Here is a 19,581-nt window from a genome sequence, read left to right as displayed (position 1 = left end):
GGGGTGCGGGGCGGCGGGGTCAGGTGGGGAGCAGGTGGTGGGCCACCGCCACGACGGCGGCCAGGACGGCGGCGAGGACTGCGGCGAGCGCCAGCACCGCGCCCAGCCCGTAGGCGCGGTACGCGGTCCGGGCGCGGCGCGGGTAGCCGGCCGCCGCCGGGTCGCGGCGGGCGGCCAGGCGCAGGTAGACGAGGGTCGAGGCGGCCAGTTCGGTGGCCCCGCACAGCTGGCTCGCGATCCGGTAGCCGTCGAGCGGCGGGAGCGGTACGAGCATGGCCAGCGCCTGCACGCTGCCCAGGAGCAGCAGCGCGCCGAGCGCGTCGTGCGTGGCCGCGCCCAGGGGGGCGAACAGCCACAGCGCGCAGAACGGCAGCAGGAACAGCAGGTTCATCACCGCACCGGCCGCCGCCGTCTGGATGCGTTGCCAACGGGAGCCGAGATAGAGGTAGTTGTCGACGGTGCAGTACATGATGACCACGGGCAGCCGCCAGCGCAGTCCGATTTCGGCCACGGTTCCGCCGTGGTGCCGGGCAACCACCCCGTGGGCGAGTTCGTGCAGCGCGGTGCTGAACCAGAGGAGCGTGGCGGTGCCGACGAGCAGCACCGGGTTGGTGAACAACTCCACGGTCACGTCGAGGAGTTCGCCCGTCCGGACGGCGACCACCGCCTCCATCGCCAGCACCAGGGCGAGCAGCGGCACCATCCAGCCGGGCGACAGCAGGAAGCCGACCGCCCGGTGCAGCCGGCCGGTGGTGGCGTCGGCGTCGGCGACCAGCCGGATGCTGCCCCGCAGCAGCCCGCGCCCGGCAGCGGGAGCAACGGGAGCGGCGGGAGCAACGGCGGCGGGAGCGGCAGCGGGCCCCGGCGTGGGCGAAGGCGCCCCGGCCAGCAGTCCGCGCGTACCGAGCATCCGCAGGATCTGCTGCCAGCGGGCCCCGTCCAGCCTGCGCCCGTACTCCCGCGCGTACTCCTCGCCGATCTCCGTCAGGCTGCGGCTGCCGTCCATCCGGGCGATCAGGAAGTGCTCCTTGGGGCCGACCCTGAAGGAGCCGCCGCCGGAGGTGTCCTTGATCAGGTGGACCGTCGCCGCGCCCTGGAGCAGCGCGTCGCTCAGCAGGACCTGGGGGCGCAGTTCGGGCCGGTACTCGTCGAGGCCCCGGGCGGCCCCGGGCGGGGTGGTGCTCATTCCGGCTCCCGCAGCGCCCGGCCGAGGACGTGCGAGAGGTACGCCTCGTCCCGGATGGTCACATGCAGCCGGTTGTTGGTCATGTGCATGTACGGGGAGAGGAGCAGGGGCAGCGCGGCCGCGGGGTCGGTGACGACTTCGTCGCGTTCCCCGTCCCAGGACCGGAACACCAGATCGCCGTCGCGGCTCAGCGCGACCGCGCGTTCCCGCAGTTCGGCGCAGTGCTCGGCCCATCCGGCGAGGAAGCCGGGCAGTCGCGCCGTCTCCCCCACGCCCTCCTTGGCCGTGGCGGCGCGGATGCGGGTGAAGCGGGCGGCCAGGCCGGGCGCCATGGCGGCGTAGTTGCGGTCGTACTCCTCGCTGCCGATGAACCCGGTGCCGGGGAACGCCTTGTGCCAGAACTCGTAGTAGCTGTCCAGGTAGTCGGCGAGTTCCGTGCGGTCCGGCAGGAACGCGGCGGACATCACCATCATCAGCTGCGCGGAGGTGCCGAGCAGCACGGTCCGCAGATGGAGATTCTTCGTCCGGAACGCGTCGATGACCAGGTCGCTGGAGTGCCGGAAGTGCCATTCGGCGAGCTCGATCCCGGCCGGGCCGCCGTACTTGCCGTACTCCGGCTCGTACGGTTCGGCGCTGCGCGAGTTGTTGGGACGCAGCCGCATCCGGCCCTGGTCGTCGGTGTAGTGGCCGCGTTCGGCGCCGGGGAACTCGATGTCGAACAGGGTGTTGTAGAAGTCGTTGAGGAAGCCGGAGTCCACTTCGTACAGGGCGGGGCGTTCGGCCAGGAACGCGTCCACCGCCGCTGCCGTGCGGCGTCCGACCTCGGCCTCGGCGCCGGGGGCCGGTTTGATCCGCAGCCGGACGTGCGGGCCCTCCAGCCAGTAGTTGATGAAGAAGTAGCCGTCGATCAGGCCGTCCGCCTCCAGTTCCTCGACCAGTGGGCGGACGCACTGCGTCAGCATGGGGCGCGGGTTGGCGGCGTAGAAGATGTGCGTGGCCTGCCAGGCCCCCGCCCGGCCGGTGGCGGCAGGGGCGGCGGTGGCGGTCCGCGCGGGTGGCGCCGTGCTCATGATGGGTCGGTCCTTTCGACGGAGGTGGTGGTCTCCACCGCGAGTTCGGCGACGTGGTGGCCCCGGCCGGAGACGGTGTGCAGGCCGTTCTCGTCGGGGAGCATCTCCCGGAACACGACGCGCGCCCCGGCGGTCTTGATCAGGGCCTCGAACGCGCCCAGCGAGAGCGGGCTGTCGAAGTCGACGTAGGTGGGCTTGGCACCGGTCGCGCCACGCGCCCCGTTGTCGGCGATCGTCGCGAAGACCCGGTCCGGCAGCCCGTGGGTCCGGCGGAACGCCTGCCAGCCCAGGAACCAGGCGTCGTCCCCGGCGCCCGGGGCGCGCAGCGGCAGCACGGCGGCGGGCGCGCTCCAGCTGCGGCGGTCCAGCACCACGCTGCCGTGCCGGACCCGGGGCCGTCCGGTGACCCCGTCGGCGGCCGCGCCCTCGGGGACGCCGCCCCACACGTTCAGCGGGGACATCGAGGTCGGCGAGAGCAGGAGCAGGGTGCGGGGCAGTTCGGGCAGGGCGAGCGGGACGAGGTAGCCGAGGTAGACCGGCACGACTTCCTTGCCGAGCCGGGTGGAGCGCAGCACCAGCCGGTCCGCGCCGGGGTCGTGGACGAGGTGGAGGTCGTCCAGGTGGATGCGGTTCGCCTCGGGCAGGGTGCCGCGTTCGCCGGGGCAGACGATCTCGTACTCGGTGAGCCGGCCGTGCAGGTTGAGGTTGCTGGTGACGGGCCCGCCGGTGACCTCGGCGAGGACGGCTCCGGCGGGCAGCAGCTCCGCGGTGGCGGCGAGGAGCTGTTCGTCGAGGCCGTCGAAGAGGTGGGTGAACCTGCTGAACGGGAAGGACACCCCGCCGTAGGAGCGGTTGAGCACGACCAGCGGGTCGCCGGGCCGGTCGGCGATCTGCACATGGTGCGCGAGCGGGGCGAACCCGCCGCGCAGGGTGTCGAGCCGGGCGGCCACCTCGTCCAGCAGCTCGCCGTCGACCCGGATCTCGTCGCCGCTGCCCGGGTCGGCCTCCCAGTCCGCCCACAGGGCGCGCATCCGCTCGACGAAGGTCTGCCGGGCGGTGTCGAGGGCCTTGAGCTGCGGCAGCGCCAGCCAGTTCTCCTCGGGGACGTACGTGCCGTCCGCGTCGAACGTGGTGCGTTTGGCGGTGAACGACATGTACTGGTCGAAGAAGTCCTCGTGGAAGTCGTGGACCAGTTTCAGCAGGTCGTCGCAGCGGCCGCCCTGCCCGTACCGGGCGAGGAAGAAGCCCTTGAACGTGATGCGCTGCGGCAGGGTCAGGTCGAAGGCGGGCAGGACGCGCTCCACCGCCCCGAGCGGTGCGGCGGCCAGCCGTTCCCAGGCGGCGGCGGAGAGTTCGGTGTGCCGCCCGGCCGCCACGTCCTCGTAGAGCAGGGTCTGCGGGACGCGGGCCCCGTCCACACCCAGCTCCTCCTCCTGGAGCAGGCGCAGCGAGGTGCGCAACTCGCCCATGAGCGCCCGGCGTCCGGCCGGGTCCGCGCCGGCGAAGGCCTCGATGCCGGACGCCGGGTCGGCCAGGCGCCCGGCGAGCCGGTCGGCCCAGGGGCGGCCGAGGCCGTGCAGCGAGTCCTGGAGGGCGCTCAGCGGATCGGTGTCATGGACCTCGGTACGCAGGCACGGCACCTGCACCATGCCGATGTCCAGCAGCGCCCGGAGGTACTGGGCGCACTCCTGCGGGTCCGCGCCCCGGTCGTCGGCGAGCCAGTCGGCCAGCTCCCCGTACCGGAGGGTGGTGCGCTCCTCGAACAGGCCGAGGAGGCGTTCCAGGGTGCCACTGCGGCGCAGGAAGAACAGCCGGTCCTTCACCGCGTCGAAGGTGACGGCGGTGTCCTCCTCGCCCTGGGTGATCCAGCGGCGGACGTAGCGGACCCGGTCGTCGTCACGGCCCCAGCCGGAGGCCGGGGCGACCGGCAGGTCGGCCCGGCGCACCGGGTCGGCGACCACGGCCTCGGTGAGCCGCCCGATCGCGGCGACGTTCAGCCGCAGCCGCCCGTCCCAGGTGTCGTCGACCCGGGCCCGCAGGCCCTGGTCACCGTCCGAGAAGGTGCCGAGGGCGACCCCGGTGAAGGTGGAGAACGGGCTGGTCTTGCAGGCCGTGCGGTACAGGTACGAGAGCAGCGAGCGTTCGATCTTGCGCTGCCTCTTGTCCGGCGGGACGGCGGCGTCGGACCGTACGTACGTGTCCAGTCGGGCGTCCAGGTCCGGGGAGGCGAGCGGCAGCGCCCGGCGCAGCCGTTCCTCCCCCGCCAGGGTGCGCAGGTGGGCGCGGGCCCGGACGGTCTCCTCGGCGAGCAGGGCGGCACCCGCCGCACGCCGCTCCTCCAGACGGCGCCGGCCGGCGAGCCAGGAGGTCAGCGCCGCACCGGCCCCGGTACCGGCCGCCGTGCCGAGGCCGCGCACCAGGCTCAGGGCGTGGTCGGCGGCCCCGGGCCGGGGCAGCCGGTTGTTGAAGATGTCGCGGCGCAGCGCGAGCAGGGTGCGGCGCAGCGTCTCGTCCTCGCTGCCGCCGACCAGGTCGTGGAGCAGGTCGGCGAGCCGTTCGCCGTCGGCGCGCACCTGTTCGGTGGCGCGCAGGACGTCGTCGGCCCAGCGGCGGCTCTCCGGGCAGCGCAGGCCCCGCACACTGTCGAGCGGCAGCCCGGCGACCCGCAGCATGAAGCGGGGGCGGGTGACCGCCGCGGGGGCGGCGGTGGCCGGGTGGTCCGGCGTCATGGCGAGGTCTCCCCTTCTCGTTCCGGTCGTCGTGTCGTGGTACTCACCGGGCCCTCAGGCGATCTCGTACCGGAAGTCGGCCGGGGCGGGCCGCTCGTTGCCGATCATCATGATCAGCAGCGGGGCCTCGCCGGTGCCGTCCAGGCCGAGTTCCTCGATGTACGAGATGTTGTCGAAGCCGAGCGCGACGCCGCAGCCGACGCCGAGGGCGGACGCGGTGGTGTACGTGGTCTGGGCGATCGCCCCGACGACGGCGTTGACCAGGCGGTAGCCGCGGTCCCCGACGGCGTCGAGGACCGCTTCGGTGCGGACCGTCGGCACCAGGACGGCCGCCGCCTGCTCCAGGTTGTAGTTCGACAGGAAGTAGTTCTTCTGGAGGAAGCCGCCCGGGGCGCCCGCCTTCACCAGGCACAGGGTGTGCGCCGCGGGGTCGTACTCGTACGCCCCCGGCTCGATCCCGTCGACATGGCCGACGAACGCGTAGAGCTTCGCCAGCCGCTGCCCGCCGGTGTCCCCGCCGATCGTCGAACCGGCCGCCGAGGCCGCCAGGCAGGCCGCCAACTGCCCGGCGGTCATGGGGTGCCGGGCGTCGAAGCGGCCGAAGCTGCTGCGCCGGTCGCGCAGCGCGGTGCGCACGTCGGTGGTGAGCGGCGGGCAGGGCGGCAGCGCCGTCACGGGGCGGTCCGGCACGGCGGGGTGCGCGGCGGCCGGGTCGAGGGCTTCGGGGGCGGGGCGTTCGGTGGCCCCGGCGGCGGTCACGGCCTGCATCCGGCGCAGCGCGTCGAAGGTGAGGACGGTGCGCGAGCGCTCCTGGTCGCGGTGGCGCACGGTCACCGGGGCCGGGGCGGGGGTGCCGGCGGCTGGGGTGCCGGCCCATTTCAGCGGGACGACGGCGAAGACGCCCTCCTGTGCCGTGTCGACGCCGAGCAGCCGCCCGAGCCGTTCCTCGTCGAACCAGAGCGCGGGCTCGACGCGGAGCCCGCGCGCCCCGGCCCACATCCGCCAGGTCTGTACGCAGGCGCCGATGTCCATGGTCACGGCGTGGAAGGAGAAGTTGTTGTACTTGAAGGCGTTCTGCCAGTACTTGACGGACAGGACGAGGTACTGGTCGGTGTCCGGGCCCGGCGCCCCGTCGCCGAGCGCCGCCCGCACCTCGCCGGTCACGTCGCCGGTCAGCAGCCGCCGCATGGCGTGGTGCCGGGTGGAGTAGTAGTGCACCCCGGGCGGTACGGGGGCGCCGGGCCCGGAGACCCAGTGCACGGCGACCGGGTAGAGGCCGCCGCCGGAGGCGGTGCCCCGGGACCAGTTGGCGAGCGGGTAGAACGGCAGGGCGTTCAGGTCGGTGTTGGCCTGGACGCCGAGGCGGCGGCCGGTCAGCCCGTAGGAGTCGCGGAGCATCCCGGACAGCAGCGGCAGGTCGAACGCGCCGTCCCCGTCGGCGGGCCGGGCCAGTCCCCGGTCCAGGCCGGCGTCGGCCGGGTAGCCGCAGTCGGGCAGCGGCAGGCTGTCGGTGCCGGGGTAGAACTTGGTCTTGCGCGGCCCGTCCGACCAGTTCGGTACGAAGTCGGCGGGGTCCATCGGGATGCGGCCGCGATGCAGGATCGCGGTGGCGTATTCATGGGCGTACCCCATGGCGGGCTCCTCGGTCACGGGAAGGGGTGCGGGGCGGGGTTGAGGTCGGCGTCGGTCAGGTCGCGGTCGCGCAGTCCGGCGACGCGCAGCGCGGTGCGCAGCCGGTCCATGCCGAGGGCGCGCTGCCGGCTCCGGCCGAAGTCGATCGGCAGCAGCCCCGGCACCAGGACACTGACCGTGGTCAGGCCCAGTCCGCGCTGTTCCGGCATGGTCTGGTCGACGACGATCACGTCGAAGCCGGCGGCGGTGACGGCGTCCACGCACCGGGTCAGGTCCTCGCGCAGGTCGTCGGAGACCGGGAGCACCGGCCCGTTCCCGTACAGCTCGTCGAAGGAGTGCTTCGGCGGGCGGGGCGCGCCCGGTACGCCGGTCAGGAAGTGGGCGTGGTGGCCCATCTCGGGCAGCCCGTAGACCAGCGGGTGGTCGTGCAGCGCCTCGACCCGGTCGAAGTCGGCGGCCATGGCGCGCAGCCGTTCCCGGTCCCGCTCGGTGCGGTGGGCCAGGTTGACGGCGTCGGTGGCGATCTCGCAGAGCGCCCCGGCCAGCGCCGCCTCCGGGTCGAGCCCGGCCCCGGCGCCGAAGCACATCAGGCCGGTCCCGCCGTCGCGGCGCACCGCCACCCCGGTGACGACCGGGACGGGGAAGGTGATCCGGGTGTCGAAGAAGCGGGCCTCGTAGCCGTACATCTCCAGCCGGTCGATCATCTGCCGGGTGGCGGGACGGCGGCTGGTGGCCGGGTCGATCTCCGGCAGCGCGGCCCGCCCGTACCAGGTGAGCAGGAAGGCGTCGCGCTCGACGACCTCCATCAGCCCGAAGTAGACGGCCTCCTCCAGGCAGCCGCCGGAGGCGCAGCCGTTGGAGCTCTCCTGGACGAAGCGGTTCTCCAGGCCGGGGGCGTGGTAGTACGTGAGGACCTCGGGCACCAGGACCGTGCGCCGGTCGCGCAGCGACCAGCCCTGGACCCAGGGGATGTGCCGGTCCGGGGTGAAGGGGACGACCCGGGGGTTGGCCCGGTGGAAGGCGTCCGAGTACAGCCCGCAGGTCCGGGGGTCGAGGGCGTGCTCGCCGCGGGCCCGCAGGGCGTTCAGGGAGTCCGTCGTCCCGGACCGCTTGGCCCGGGACCGCATGCCCGCGTACCGCTCCAGCCCTTCGAGCACCCCGATCCGCATGCTCTCGGCGTACGTGTCGGCGTGGCCGCCCCAGAACGTCTCGCGCAGGTACTCGCCGGAGCGCATGGAGAAGCAGCCGATGGTCGCGGAGGTGGAGGTGGAGGAGACGTCCTGGACGACGGACGGGCCGAGCGAGCCGCACACCGGGTTGGCGTAGGGCTCGACCGGCAGGTCGTACGCCTCGATGTCCCGGACCCGGAAGCCGCCGGGGCGGCGCTTGGGCGCGGGGCGCAGCACCAGCTCCGCCGCCTCGGCGGTGTCCGGCTCGCTCGTCGCGCAGCGCGGGCACTCGGGGTCGGGGACGAACGGGTAGTGGCGGACCGTCAGCGTCTCCAGGTCCACCAGGTGGACGGCCGGGCGGGTCCCGGTCCGCGGTCCGGTCCCGGCCAGCCGGGCGGCGACGAGCGCGGCCAGGGCGTGCACGGCGAACGGTGTGGGGTACGGGGAATCCCCGGCCGCCCGGGTGCCGGAGCCGAGCTCCAGCGCCTCGCGCAGCGCGACGGAGCGGACCGCCTGCCAGCGGCGCTCCAGGCACCGTACGCAGCCCGGCGCCGTACCCGCGCCGGGCGCGAAGGGGCCGACGACGACGTGCCGCCCGTAGAACCGCACGGGCACGGCGGGCACGGCGGGCACGGCGTCGGGGCCGTACGCGTCCGTCGTCCCCGGTACCTCGGCGAAGGCGTCACGCACCCCGAGCGGGGCCACGTCCAGCGGGGGCGGGGTGCCGTGCCCGGCCAGCGCCTCCCGGAGCGCCGCGGCGAGGGCGTGCGCGGTCCTGGCCGGTGCGGAGGTCTCCCGGGCCGGGGCGTCAACGGGCATCGGAGCCGCCCTCCGCGTCCGCCGCACCGCCGCCCGCCGCACCGCCGTCCGAGGTCAGCAGCACCCGGGCGGTGCTGATGCCGCCCGCGGCGAGGTCGGCCGGGGTGGTCGGCACGTACAGGGCATCCCGGCCGGCCGCCCGCAGCGCGTACAGCACCGCTTCGAAGGTGGTGTCGGGCCCGTCCACCGCGACCGGCTCCCCGGCCACCGCGACGCTCGCCGCGGCCAGGTCCCGGACCAGCGGGTCGCCGGTGTCCACCGGGGTGCCCGGGTCCTCGGCGGCCAGCTGCGCCTGCCCGAGCAGGTCCCGCAGCGCCGCGCAGGCCGCCGCCCGGCGCGAGAGCCCCGCGCCGACCGCCCAGCGGCCCCGGGCGGCGCCGCCTTCGGCCTCGCGGGCCAGCACCACCTGGGCGGTGGTGCGCGCCTGCTCGCCCAGGTCCAGCAGCTCCACGGCGAGGTCCAGGTTGGCGGCGGACTTCAGCAGGAACACCAGCTCCGGGTCGTCGCCGTCGGCCGCGACCGGGCGGACCTCGGTGGTGGAGCGGACCGCCCGCAGCAGGGCGTCGTGCGCCAGCGCCGACATCAGCCCGGTGCCCGCCGCCTCCCGTGCGTCGGCCCCGGCGCCCGATCCGGCCGCCGTCGCGAGATGGACGCGGTCCCGGTTGTACGCGCCGAAGGGCCGCACGGCCGCGGCGGGCACCCGGACCGTCTCCCCGCCGGTCAGCGAGGTGGCGGTGGTCCAGGCGGCCGGGACCGCCCCGGTGCCGCCACCGGTGGTCAGCGCCTCCGGTCCGACCAGCCGGCCCGCTGCCCCGGCCTCCGGCGCCTGGGCGGCTGCTGACGCCTGGGCGACTTCCGGCGCGTGCCCGGCTTCCGGCGCGTGCCCGGCTTCCGGCGCCTGCGCAGCCACCGGCGCGTGCGCAGCCTCCGACACCTCCCCGGCCTCCGGCGCGTGCGCGGCTTCCGACACCTCCCCGGCCTCCGGCGCGTGCGCGGCTTCCGACACCTCCCCGGCCTCCGACACCCGCCCGGCCTCCGGCGCCGACGTGCCGAGCGGCACCACGTGCTCGACGTACGCGGTCGCCGCCGCGTACAGGGCCCGCGTCCGCGCCCCCGCCAGGTGGTGCACGTCGAAGGCGGCGATCCGGCGCCGCTCCCCGGCCCCGAGCGCCACCTCGACCCGGCTGATCTTCAACGGGGTCTGGGTCAGCGCCTCGTCGTCCCAGCTCCGGAAGATCCCGGTGTGCGGGCGGACCATCGCCGCGCCGCGCCGGTTCAGTTCGTCGACCAGTTCCTCGGCGTCGCGGGCGGTCTCCACGGTCGCGGTGACCGGCAGGGCCAGTCCGTCCGGCCGGGCCGCGGCGGACGCGGCGGCACCCGGGTCCGTGCAGCGCGCGCAGCGGGGGTGCGGGGCGACCGGTTCGGCCATGACGTCCAGCGAGGCGAGGTCCTGGATCAGGACCTGGCCGTCGGTCTCGGCGGGCAGGGCGCCCGTGGTGAGGCGGAAGATCTCGTACCCCAGGAGGTTGCCCACCATCGCGGCGACCGGCCCGGTCACGGTGTCCGTGGCGGCGGGCACCGCCCCCGCCGCCGCGCTCCACAGCTCGGCCGCCGCGCCCGCGTCCACGTTGCCGCCCAGCCGCAGCACGGCGCAGGACCAGCAGCCGGTGGAGGTGGCGGTGGACCGCGGGCCCACGACCAGGCGCTCGCCGAACAGCCAGGCGGGGATCAGGGTCCGGCCCTCGGGCACCCCGGCGGCCAGCAGCCGGTGGGTGCGCGCGCCGGCCCCGGCGCCGGTCACCACGACGATGTCGAAGCCGTCCAGCCCGGCCCAGTCCGCCCCGGCCCCGGCGGTGATCCGTTCGGTGTGCGCGGCCGCCCGGCCGGCCTCGGCGGCGACGTCGTCGAACGCCGCACTCGTACCGATGCGCGCGCAGCCGTTGCGCAGCAGGCTCAGCGCGCACCAGCGGGCGGTCTCGTCGTCGCCGAGCACGGCGACCCGGGTGGCGCGGAAGCGGGCGAAGCGTTCCGGTGCCTCGTCGGTGTAGTGGTCGATGTAGGCGATCTGCGCGGCGAAGCGCTCGGCGACGTCGTCGTCCACCGGGGCCGGTCCGGTGGCGGGCGGGGGCACGTCGCGGGCGAAGTCGCGGGCGTAGAGCGTCCTGACGAGCTCCGCGGCCATCGCGCGCTGGGCGGGTCCGAGGCCCGCGCAGAGGTCGGCGAGCCGGTGGTCGCCGGTCAGGTGGGGCACGACGAGCGAGGCGAAGCGGTAGGCGGTGCGGCCGGTCAGGTGGAAGCCGCCGTCGGCGTTGTGGAAGAGCACCCCGCCGCGGGTCTCGGTGAACAGCACGTCGCGGCGGATGCGCGGCCGGGTCCCGGCCAGGGTGTCGAAGGCCGATGCGGCGGGGGCGGGTCGGGCGGGGTCGGCCGTCGGCGCGGCGTCGGGGGCGCGCTCGGTGGTGGCGGCGGTCTCGGCCATGGGGGTCACACCTTCTCTGTGCGGCGGATGCGTTCCTGGTCGGTTCTTCGCGCGTGGGCGCGGAGCAGTTCATGGATCCGGTACGGGCCGGGCGGGCCGTCCTCCAGCAGCCCGGCGTCGGCGAGCCGTTCCAGCACCGCCTCGGTGGTGCCCGGGACGTCGTCGGCGGTGAAGGAGGACCCGGGGCCGGTCGCGGCCCGGCGGAACGCCTCGGACAGCCTCGGGTCGAGCCGGGCCAGCGCCCCGTCGAGGACGGCGGTCACGGACAGGCCCGGGGCGTCGGGGAGGGTGAGCCGGGCCAGCGGGTCGTCGCCGAACCAGTCGACGGCGTCGCCGAGCGACAGCGCGGGCCGGGTGAGCAGCCGGGCCGTCAGGATGCGCAGGGCGAGCGGCAGATGGCCGCACTGCCCGGCCAGCCGGCGGGCCGCCTCCGGGTCCGCCTCGACGCGTTCGGCTCCGAGGACGGAGACCAGCAGGGCGTACGACTCGGCCTCGGTGAACACGGAGAGCCGGTGCACCCAGCCGCCGTGCGTGGCGACGAGTCCGGCGAGACCCATCCGGCTCGTGACGATCACCGCGCCCCGGGCCTGTGCGACGGCGGGCAGCAGCGGGCGTACCTGGTCGGCGTCGACGACGTCGTCGAGGACGAGCAGGACCCGCGCCCCGCCCGTGCTTCCCGCACCGCCCGTACTTCCCGCGCCTCCCGTACCTCCCGCGCCCCCCGCGCCCCCCGCGCCGAGGGCCGCGTACGCCTCGGCGGCGAGTTCGGCGGCGGGGCGGGCCTCGCCGTCCGGACGGGTCGCCCGGACGACCGGCCGCCCGCCCGGGAAGGCGGCCCGCACCAGGTGGGCGACGTGGCGGGCGAGGGCCGACTTGCCGACGCCGGGGGCCCCCGACACCAGGATGGTGGGCGGGTACCGGTCGGCGTCGGCGTCGGGGTCGGCGGCGTACGCGGTGAGCCGGGCGGCCATCGCGGCGGTCTCGGCCGCCCGGCCGGCGAAGTTCGGCACCGGCCGGGCCGCGGCAGCCACGGGCGTACCGGCGGGTGCCACGGACACCACGGACCCCACGGACACATCACCGACCGTCTCCACCAACGGAGTTGGAGCCGAGGCCGGGGCCGGAACCAGAGCCGGAGCCGGTCGCAGCACCGGCACCGGCACCACCACCCCTTCCACCACCCCCGCCCCGGGAAGCGACGGCAGCGGCGCCCGGACGCCACCGCCGCCGCCCCCGGGCCCCAGGTCCTCGCCGCGCAGGATCGTGAGTTCCAGCTGCTGGAGGGCGGGCGACGGGTCGACCCCCAGCTCGTCCAGCAGGAACTCCTTGACCCTCCGGTACTCGGCGAGGGCCTGGGTCTGCCGACCGGTCCGGTAGAGCGCCTCGATCAGCTGCTCGTGGAGCCGCTCGTGCCCCGGGTATACGCGCGTAGCGGTCCAGAGTTCGACGAGCGCCTCACCATGGCGTCCGAGCCTCAGCAGCAGGTCGCAGACCCGTTCCACGCTCCGCAGCCGCTCCTCGGCCAGGCGCGGCACCTCGTCCCGGTGGAGCACGTCGGAGCGCACGTTGGCGAGCAGCGCGCCCTGCCACAGCGACAGCGCGTCCTTCAGTTCGCAGAGCTCCGTCTCCGGGTCGTGGGAGAGCAGTACGGCGCGGCGCACCTGGTCCCGGAAGCCGAGCAGGTCGAGGGTGTGGGGTTCGGCGGTGATCCGGTAGCCGCCGGGGACCGCCTCGATCGACGTCTCGGTCACACCGTGCTTGGTGAAGAGCCTGCGCAGCCGCAGCACACAGGTCTGGAGTGCGGCCTTGGCGGTGGCCGGCTGTTCCTCTCCCCATACGGCCCGCTGGAGGTAGTCGGCGGACACGACGGAGTTGGCGCGCAGGAGGAGCGCCGCCAGCAGGATCGTCGGCTTCGACGGCTGGAGCACCACGGCCTCGGAGCCGTCGGCGAGGGTCAGGGGACCGAGCAGCTGGAACCGCATCGGGGTCGGGCCCTAGTCCCAGCCGTTGACCAGCTTGCACACCGGGACCGGGGCGGACACCGGCAGCTGGGCGAGGATCGCCTCCAGGTCCGCGCAGACACGCGCGGCACCGTGCACGGGACGCGGTCCGTCCGCCGAGGGCCCCGGGGCTGCGGAGGCCGCGGGGGCGCCGAGCACGAGCGAGGCGAGGGCGATACCGGTGACGGCGGCGGCGGTTCGGATCACGATGGCCGGCCGACGTGAAAGCGAAGAACTGAACACGTGTGTCCCCTTCGACAGTGGCGTCCCGCCGGGGGTGTCCCGGCAGGACGACGATGCCAGCGGGGAAGGCGCGGCAGCAGAGGCGTCCGTGTCAGCTTGCTGCACAGGTCACGGCAGCATCGTGCAACCGGACGGCGCCCGTCCGCGCGCGGGCCCGGCGCGGCGTTCCGTACGGCCGGCGGCGTTGTACGGGCATACGAAATCCGGCCCCGGAGTGTTTGGAGGAACACCCCGGGGCCGGATCCGCTCAGTCTACGCGGGCCGCCCGCGTCACCCGTCGGTGGCGATCGCGTTCAGGACGTTCATCCTGCCCGCCCGGAACGCCGGGACCAGCGCGGCGAACAGTCCGACGAAGGCCGAGGCGACGAAGACCGTGAGGATCGTCGGCCACGGGATCTCCAGGACGCCGAGGCCCTCCAGGGCGAGCAGCTTCTGGGCCGCCGTGCCCCAGCCCATGCCGAGGCCGAGACCGAGCAGGGCCCCGAAGACCGCGATGACCACCGACTCCAGGCGGATCATCCGGCGCAGCTGGCGGCGGGAGAGCCCGATGGCCCGCATCAGGCCGATCTCCCGGGTCCGCTCGACCACCGACAGGGCCAGGGTGTTCACCACACCGAGCACGGCGACGATGATCGCGAGCGCCAGCAGGCCGTAGACGATGTTCAGCAGCTGGCCGATCTGGTCCTTGAGCTGCTGCTTGAAGTCGGCCTGATTCTTCACCTCGTACTGCGGGTACTTCGCGAGGGCGTCCTTGAGGGCGGCGTACGCCTCCTTCTCCTTGCCGTCCGCGGCCTTCGCGAACATGATCATGTTCTGCGGCAGGGTGTCGGCGGGGACGTAGCGCGCGGCGGTCGTGATGCTGGTGTACATCGCGCCCTTGTCGATGTTGACGTCGTCCGAGGTGATCGCGGCGACCTTCAGCTTCGCCCTCTCGCCGCCCTTGAACACGACGGTGATCCGGTCACCGACCTTGACGTGGTGCTCGGTGGCGTACGTGTCGCCGACCGACATGGCGTCCTTGCCGTACGCCTCGGAGAGGTCGCCGGAGACCGTCTCGCGGCGGACGTCGTCCTTGTACGTGGGGTCGGCGGCGACCAGGGCGTCGTTCGCGGTGGTGCCGTCGGGGGCGGTGATCGAGGCGCTGACGTACTTGTACGAGGTGACGTGCTCGATGTCCGCCGTCGCCTCGACGGCCTTGGCCGCCTGGTCGACGATCAGTCCGCCGCCGCCACCGGCCGGCTGGACGATGAAGTCCGCGCCGACGGACTTGTCGAGCTCCTCGGTGGCCGAGGCGACCATGGAGGAGCCGACGACCGAGAGGCAGGCGACCAGGGCGAGACCGACCATCAGGGCGGCGCCGGTGGCTCCGGTGCGGCGCGGGTTGCGCAGCGCGTTGCGTTCGGCGAGCCGTCCCACGGGGCCGAACATCCGCAGCATGACCGCGCTCAGCACCCGGACCACGAGGCCGGCCAGCAGCGGGCCGATCACGATGAAGCCGATGAGGGTGAGCAGCACGCCCACGCCGAGGAGCAGCGAGCCCTCGCTCGACTTGTCGGCCCTCGTCGCGGCGAGGAGCGCGGTGCCGCCGCCCAGGGTGAGGACCAGGCCGATCGCGGCCCGGACCCGGCCGGCCCGGCCGTCCGCCGGGGTGCCGGCCTCGCGCAGGGCGGCCATCGGGGAGATCTTCCCGGCGCGGCGGGCCGGGAAGTACGCGGCGACGACGGTGACGACGATGCCGAGCACCAGGCCGACCACCGGGGTCGTCCAGGCGACGGTGAGGTCGCCGGTGGACAGCTCCATGCCCATGGCGCCCATGAGCTTCATCAGGCCGACGGCGAGGCCCACGCCCGCGCCGACGCCCAGGAGCGAGCCGACGACACCGAGGAACAGCGCCTCGATCAGCACGGACCGGTTGACCTGCTTGCGGCTGGAGCCGATGGCCCGCATCAGGCCGATCTCGCGGGTGCGCTGGGCGACCAGCATCGAGAAGGTGTTGACGATCAGGAAGATGCCGACGAGGAGGGCGATCCCGGCGAAGCCGAGCATCGCGTACTTCATGACGTCGAGGAAGGAGCCCATCGAGTCCTTGTTGGCGGCCGCCGCCTGCTTCTGCGTCTGGAGCTTGTACGCGGAGGTGTCGCCGAGCGCGGTGGCGACGTTCTTCTTCAGCTGCTCGTCGGCCACGCCCGCTTCGGCGGTGACGGAGATCAGGCTGAAGACATCGGGCTTCCCGAGCAGCTTCGTCTGGGCGGTGGCGGTGTCGAAGTAGACGACCGCGGCGCCGGGGTTGGTGACCTTGAAGGTGGCGATGCCGCTGATCCGCGCCTTGATGTCGCCGTTGGCGGTGATGGTGCGCAGTTCGTCGCCGAGCTTCAGGTGGTGCTTCTCGGCGGTGTCGGCGTCGACCATCACCTCGGTCGGGCCGCGCGGTCCGTGGCCCGAGGAGATCTCCATCGAACGGAGGTCGTTCCTCGTCCAGTTGCCCGCGATCGTCGGGGCACCGGTGGTGGAGCCCATGTTCTTGTCGTGGCTGTCGACGACGGTGACGGACATGCTGGAGACCGCGCCCTCGGCCGACTTCGCGCCGGTGGCCTTCGCGGCCTTCCCGACGGCGGACGCGGGGATGGTGACGGGCCTGCCGTTCTCCGGGAGCCGGTTGTCGTCCCCGGAGGTCTTCGGGGAGACCGTGACATCGGCCGCGGTCACCGCGAAGAGCTTGTCGAAGGTGGTGTTCATGGTGTCGGTGAAGACGAGCGTGCCGCACACGAACGCCACCGACAGCAGGACGGCGACGGCGGAGAGCGCCATGCGTCCCTTGTGGGCGAAGAAGTTCCGCCTCGATGTCTTCCAGACGGTCATGACGTCCGCCCGCGCGAGTCGAAGTCCTTCATCCGGTCGAGGACCTGGTCGGCCGTCGGGCTGTGCATCTCGTCGACGATGCGCCCGTCGGCGAGGTAGAGGACCCGGTCCGCGTAGGAGGCGGCCACCGGGTCGTGGGTGACCATGACGATGGTCTGGCCCAGCTCGTCGACCGACCTGCGCAGGAAGCTCAGCACCTCGGCGCCGGCCCGGGAGTCCAGGTTCCCGGTGGGCTCGTCGCCGAAGATGATCTCCGGGCGGGCGGCGAGCGCCCTGGCCACCGCGACGCGCTGCTGCTGGCCGCCGGAGAGCTCGGTGGGACGGTGCTTCAGCCGCTCGGCGAGGCCGACGGTCTCCACGACCTGCCGCAGCCAGGCGGCGTCGGGCTTCCGGCCCGCGATGTCCATCGGCAGCGTGATGTTCTCCAGCGCGTTCAGCGTGGGGAGCAGGTTGAACGCCTGGAAGATGAAGCCGATCCGGTCCCGGCGGAGCTGGGTGAGCTTCTTGTCCTTGAGCCCGGTGATCTCGGTCTCGTCGAGGAAGATCTGCCCCGAGCTCACGGTGTCCAGGCCGGCCAGGCAGTGCATCAGGGTCGACTTGCCGGAGCCGGACGGGCCCATGATCGCCGTGAACCGCCCGCGGGCGATGTCCACGTCGACATGATCGAGCGCGACGACCCGGGTCTCCCCCACCCCGTACGCCTTGACGACCTGCCGCGCCCGCGCAGCGACGGCCGCATTCCTTCCAGTGCCCCCGTGCCTGGGAGTTGCTACAGCCGTTGTCACGGTTTATCTCCTATGTCGGTCATCGTGCGGCATGTGTCGGCGCACGTGCAGAGTCTGGTGTCCGATGCGGGTCCGGCGCACTGGTGCCCAGCGCAGTTCCCGGGTGGGGTTTCCCCCACCCCCACCCCCCGGTTCCCGCCCGCTCCGGCGGTCGGATTCAGCCGCTTTCCGCGGTGTAGGAACACGTTAAGGAACGGGCCCCCGCCATCACGTCCTCCGCCGGGAGGAACCACCCCTGCCCAGTTGTAAGGAGCTCCCCCTAAGGGTCTCGACCCGCGGGTGGAGACCGGTGTCAGGGGCTGCGATCAGCGACGCACGGGCGACCGCACCGGAAGGCCGCGTTCACGCCCGGCCGCCATCTCCGGTTCACCCGGCCTCACGCAACTGAGCCATTACCGCTGGTAATTCACGCCAGCCATTCCCCAACTGCCGTACTCACAAGTAATGTTCGCGCATCCGCACGCACCCGCACTCCTGCCTTGCCGCCCGCCCCAGGACCCGAGCCATGCAAGGAGCAGCACCCCGATGTCGCACGGAAACCCGCCCCCGACCCCCCACTCCTCCTGGCCCGGACCGCTGCCCAGTCCCGCCCCGCAGCATCGGCCGCCTCCGCACCACCCCGACTACCTGCTGCCCTGGCAGAGCTCGGAGACCGCACCGGCCCCCGGCTCGCCGAACGGGGCCGACACCGCCGCCTCCGCCCCCGGCAGCCACAGCGACCTGCGCCGGCTGCGCACCGCGTACCGGCTGCTGCGGCGCACCGCGGCACTGACCGCGCTCGGCTACTTCGTGGTCTTCCTGCTGCTCTCCGGGTACGCCAAGGAACTGCTGGACCGCCCCCTGTTCGGCGGCCTCAACCTCGGCCTGGCGCTGGGGCTCTGCCAGCTCCCCGTGACCCTCCTCGCCATCCACCTGTACGAGCGGACCGCCCGGCGCACGGTCGACCCGCTCGCCGCCCGGCTGCGAAGAGCAGGAGCGGCCCGGTGAACGGATTCGACAACTCCGCGCAGTCGATGTCCCTGGTGGCCTTCCTCGCCGTGGGCACCGTGGCGCTGCTGCTCTGCGTGATGACCGGCCCGGACCGCGACGACGTCGACGAGTTCTACACCGGCTCCCGCTCGCTCTCGCCCCTGCAGAGCGGGCTCGCCCTCGCGGGCGACTACCTCTCCGCGGCCACCGTGCTCGGCACCACCGGCATCATCGCCCTCACCGGCTACGACGGGATGATCCTCGCCCTGAGCATCACCCTCTCGCTCGTGCTGCTGATGTTCCTGCTGGCCGAACCGCTGCGCAACGCGGGCGGGTTCACCATGGGCGATGTACTGATCCGCCGCGCCCCCGGCCGTGCCGTCCGCATCACCGCCTGCGCGGCCACCCTCGCCGCGCTCATCCCGATGATGGTCGTCCAGCTCGCCAGCAGCGGCGATCTCCTCGCCTTCATCCTGGGGTTCGACACCTCCGGGTTCCGCACCGGCGCCATCATCGGGCTCGGCACCCTGATGATCGGCTACGCGGCGATCGGCGGCATGAAGGGCACCTCGCTGATCCAGATCGTGAAGACCGTGGTCCTCTTCGTGGCCGCGTTCACCATCGCCGTGATGATCATGAACCGGTTCGACTGGAACACCGACTCACTGATCTCGGCCGCCCGCCAGAGCAGCGGCGCGGGCGCCGACTATCTGCGCTCGGGGCTCCAGTTCGAGGGCAGCGGGCTCGACATGGTCAGCTCCGAGCTGACCGTGGTGCTCGGCGCCGCCTGCCTGCCGCACGTCACCATGCGCATGTCGAGCGCCCGCTCCACACAGGCCGTCCGGCGCTCGATGTCCTGGGCGGTCTCCGTGGTCGCCGCGATCTGCCTGCTGCTCGTCGTGATCGGCTTCGGCGCGGGCGCACTCGTCGGCCACGAGGGCATCACCGCCGCCGGGGCCTCCGGGAACAGCGCGATCCTCCAGATCAGCGGAGAGGTCGCCAACGGCACTCAGCTGGGGGCCCTGATCATCACGACGATGACGACGGCGATCTTCCTGACCCTGCTCGCCTCGGTCGCCGGAATGATCCTCTCCTGCGCCAACTCCCTCGCCCACGACCTGTTCGCGCACGGACTGCACGGGGTGCGCGACCCGGGCCGCAAGCCGCTGGCCGGCCTGTCCGAGATGCGTACGGCACAGGCCTCGGCGATCGTGATCGGACTGCTCGCCACCATTCTCGCGGTCGTGGCCAGGCACTGGAACGTACAGGCACTGGCGACGCTCTCGTTCTGCGTCGGCGCGTCCGCGCTCGCCCCGGCGCTCCTCTACAGCATGTTCTGGCGGCGCTTCACCCGTACCGGGCTGCTCTGCACCCTCATCGTCGGCACCCTCACCACCCTGGTGCTGATCACCGGCACCAACCTGGTCTCCGGCTCACCGAGTTCGGTCTTCCCCGACCACGACTTCAACTGGTTCCCGTACACCACCACCGGGCTCGTCTCCATCCCCGCCGGATTCCTGGCGGGCTGGCTCGGCACGGTGCTCCCCCGCCACACGGCTCCGGCGGCACGCCGCCTCTACCAGAGCGAGGAGCCCCGGATCCTGGCGGGCGTACAACCGACACCACCTCAACGCTGAACCC

The 19,581-nt window shown here is 73.6% G+C and carries 12 protein-coding genes; 2 read left to right on the top strand and 10 right to left on the bottom strand.

Features of this window, described 5'->3' with window-relative positions:
• Positions 1 to 19 precede the first annotated feature (19 nt).
• The 10 genes from ABZ622_RS13110 to ABZ622_RS13065 all read right to left on the bottom strand — a co-directional run bounded on the left by ABZ622_RS13110 (position 20) and on the right by ABZ622_RS13065 (position 16,971).
• The gene (locus tag ABZ622_RS13110; protein ID WP_360542439.1) at positions 20 to 1,186 is read right to left on the bottom strand and encodes a M50 family metallopeptidase; all 1,167 of its coding nucleotides are present in this window, start codon (positions 1,184 to 1,186) and stop codon (positions 20 to 22) included.
• Positions 1,183 to 2,256: a lantibiotic dehydratase C-terminal domain-containing protein gene (locus ABZ622_RS13105; RefSeq protein ID WP_360542437.1), complete on the bottom strand. Its 1,074-nt coding sequence runs from the start codon at positions 2,254 to 2,256 to the stop codon at positions 1,183 to 1,185. Before ABZ622_RS13105 ends, ABZ622_RS13110 begins: the two co-directional genes overlap by 4 nt.
• Complete coding sequence (locus ABZ622_RS13100) at positions 2,253 to 4,985, bottom strand: lantibiotic dehydratase (RefSeq protein WP_360542435.1); 2,733 nt, start codon at positions 4,983 to 4,985, stop codon at positions 2,253 to 2,255. The genes ABZ622_RS13105 and ABZ622_RS13100 overlap by 4 nt, the downstream gene beginning before the upstream one ends.
• Positions 4,986 to 5,039: 54 nt before the next feature.
• The gene (locus ABZ622_RS13095; RefSeq protein WP_360542433.1) at positions 5,040 to 6,617 is read right to left on the bottom strand and encodes a nitroreductase family protein; all 1,578 of its coding nucleotides are present in this window, start codon (positions 6,615 to 6,617) and stop codon (positions 5,040 to 5,042) included.
• A gap of 14 nt (positions 6,618 to 6,631) precedes the next feature.
• Positions 6,632 to 8,605 carry a TOMM precursor leader peptide-binding protein gene (locus ABZ622_RS13090; protein WP_360542431.1) on the bottom strand — a complete coding sequence of 658 codons (1,974 nt, stop codon included), beginning with the start codon at positions 8,603 to 8,605 and terminating at the stop codon, positions 6,632 to 6,634.
• Positions 8,595 to 11,084: a TOMM precursor leader peptide-binding protein gene (locus tag ABZ622_RS13085; protein WP_360542429.1), complete on the bottom strand. Its 2,490-nt coding sequence runs from the start codon at positions 11,082 to 11,084 to the stop codon at positions 8,595 to 8,597. Before ABZ622_RS13085 ends, ABZ622_RS13090 begins: the two co-directional genes overlap by 11 nt.
• Positions 11,085 to 11,089: 5 nt before the next feature.
• Positions 11,090 to 13,066: a BTAD domain-containing putative transcriptional regulator gene (locus tag ABZ622_RS13080; protein WP_360542427.1), complete on the bottom strand. Its 1,977-nt coding sequence runs from the start codon at positions 13,064 to 13,066 to the stop codon at positions 11,090 to 11,092.
• A gap of 12 nt (positions 13,067 to 13,078) precedes the next feature.
• On the bottom strand, positions 13,079 to 13,291 hold the full coding sequence (locus ABZ622_RS13075) for a hypothetical protein (RefSeq protein WP_360542425.1): 213 nt from the start codon (positions 13,289 to 13,291) through the stop codon (positions 13,079 to 13,081).
• Positions 13,292 to 13,597: 306 nt separating this feature from the next.
• The gene (locus tag ABZ622_RS13070; protein WP_360542423.1) at positions 13,598 to 16,186 is read right to left on the bottom strand and encodes an FtsX-like permease family protein; all 2,589 of its coding nucleotides are present in this window, start codon (positions 16,184 to 16,186) and stop codon (positions 13,598 to 13,600) included.
• Positions 16,183 to 16,971 (bottom strand): ABC transporter ATP-binding protein, encoded by a 789-nt coding sequence (locus tag ABZ622_RS13065; protein ID WP_360542421.1) that lies wholly within the window; start codon positions 16,969 to 16,971, stop codon positions 16,183 to 16,185. The genes ABZ622_RS13070 and ABZ622_RS13065 overlap by 4 nt, the downstream gene beginning before the upstream one ends.
• Before the next feature lie 525 nt (positions 16,972 to 17,496).
• Between ABZ622_RS13065 and ABZ622_RS13060 the strand changes: the two genes are divergently transcribed.
• Together ABZ622_RS13060 and ABZ622_RS13055 are read left to right on the top strand one after the other, a co-directional pair.
• The gene (locus ABZ622_RS13060; RefSeq protein WP_360542419.1) at positions 17,497 to 17,958 is read left to right on the top strand and encodes a DUF485 domain-containing protein; all 462 of its coding nucleotides are present in this window, start codon (positions 17,497 to 17,499) and stop codon (positions 17,956 to 17,958) included.
• A complete protein-coding gene (locus ABZ622_RS13055; RefSeq protein WP_360542417.1) occupies positions 17,955 to 19,577 on the top strand; it encodes a cation acetate symporter in 1,623 nt (540 codons plus the stop codon). The genes ABZ622_RS13060 and ABZ622_RS13055 overlap by 4 nt, the downstream gene beginning before the upstream one ends.
• The last annotated feature ends 4 nt before the right edge of the window (positions 19,578 to 19,581 follow it).

Origin of the sequence: Streptomyces sp. NPDC007164, assembly GCF_040634135.1 — a bacterium.
Classification (GTDB): domain Bacteria; phylum Actinomycetota; class Actinomycetes; order Streptomycetales; family Streptomycetaceae; genus Streptomyces; species Streptomyces sanglieri.
This window is presented reverse-complemented; position numbering and strand designations above follow the sequence as displayed.

Coding starts and splice junctions, on each gene's coding strand:
- ABZ622_RS13110 (WP_360542439.1), bottom strand. CDS start 1,186: ATGAGCACCACCCCGCCCGGGGCCGCCCGGGGCCTCGACGAGTACCGG.
- ABZ622_RS13105 (WP_360542437.1), bottom strand. CDS start 2,256: ATGAGCACGGCGCCACCCGCGCGGACCGCCACCGCCGCCCCTGCCGCC.
- ABZ622_RS13100 (WP_360542435.1), bottom strand. CDS start 4,985: ATGACGCCGGACCACCCGGCCACCGCCGCCCCCGCGGCGGTCACCCGC.
- ABZ622_RS13095 (WP_360542433.1), bottom strand. CDS start 6,617: ATGGGGTACGCCCATGAATACGCCACCGCGATCCTGCATCGCGGCCGC.
- ABZ622_RS13090 (WP_360542431.1), bottom strand. CDS start 8,605: ATGCCCGTTGACGCCCCGGCCCGGGAGACCTCCGCACCGGCCAGGACC.
- ABZ622_RS13085 (WP_360542429.1), bottom strand. CDS start 11,084: ATGGCCGAGACCGCCGCCACCACCGAGCGCGCCCCCGACGCCGCGCCG.
- ABZ622_RS13080 (WP_360542427.1), bottom strand. CDS start 13,066: ATGCGGTTCCAGCTGCTCGGTCCCCTGACCCTCGCCGACGGCTCCGAG.
- ABZ622_RS13070 (WP_360542423.1), bottom strand. CDS start 16,186: ATGACCGTCTGGAAGACATCGAGGCGGAACTTCTTCGCCCACAAGGGA.
- ABZ622_RS13060 (WP_360542419.1), top strand. CDS start 17,497: ATGTCGCACGGAAACCCGCCCCCGACCCCCCACTCCTCCTGGCCCGGA.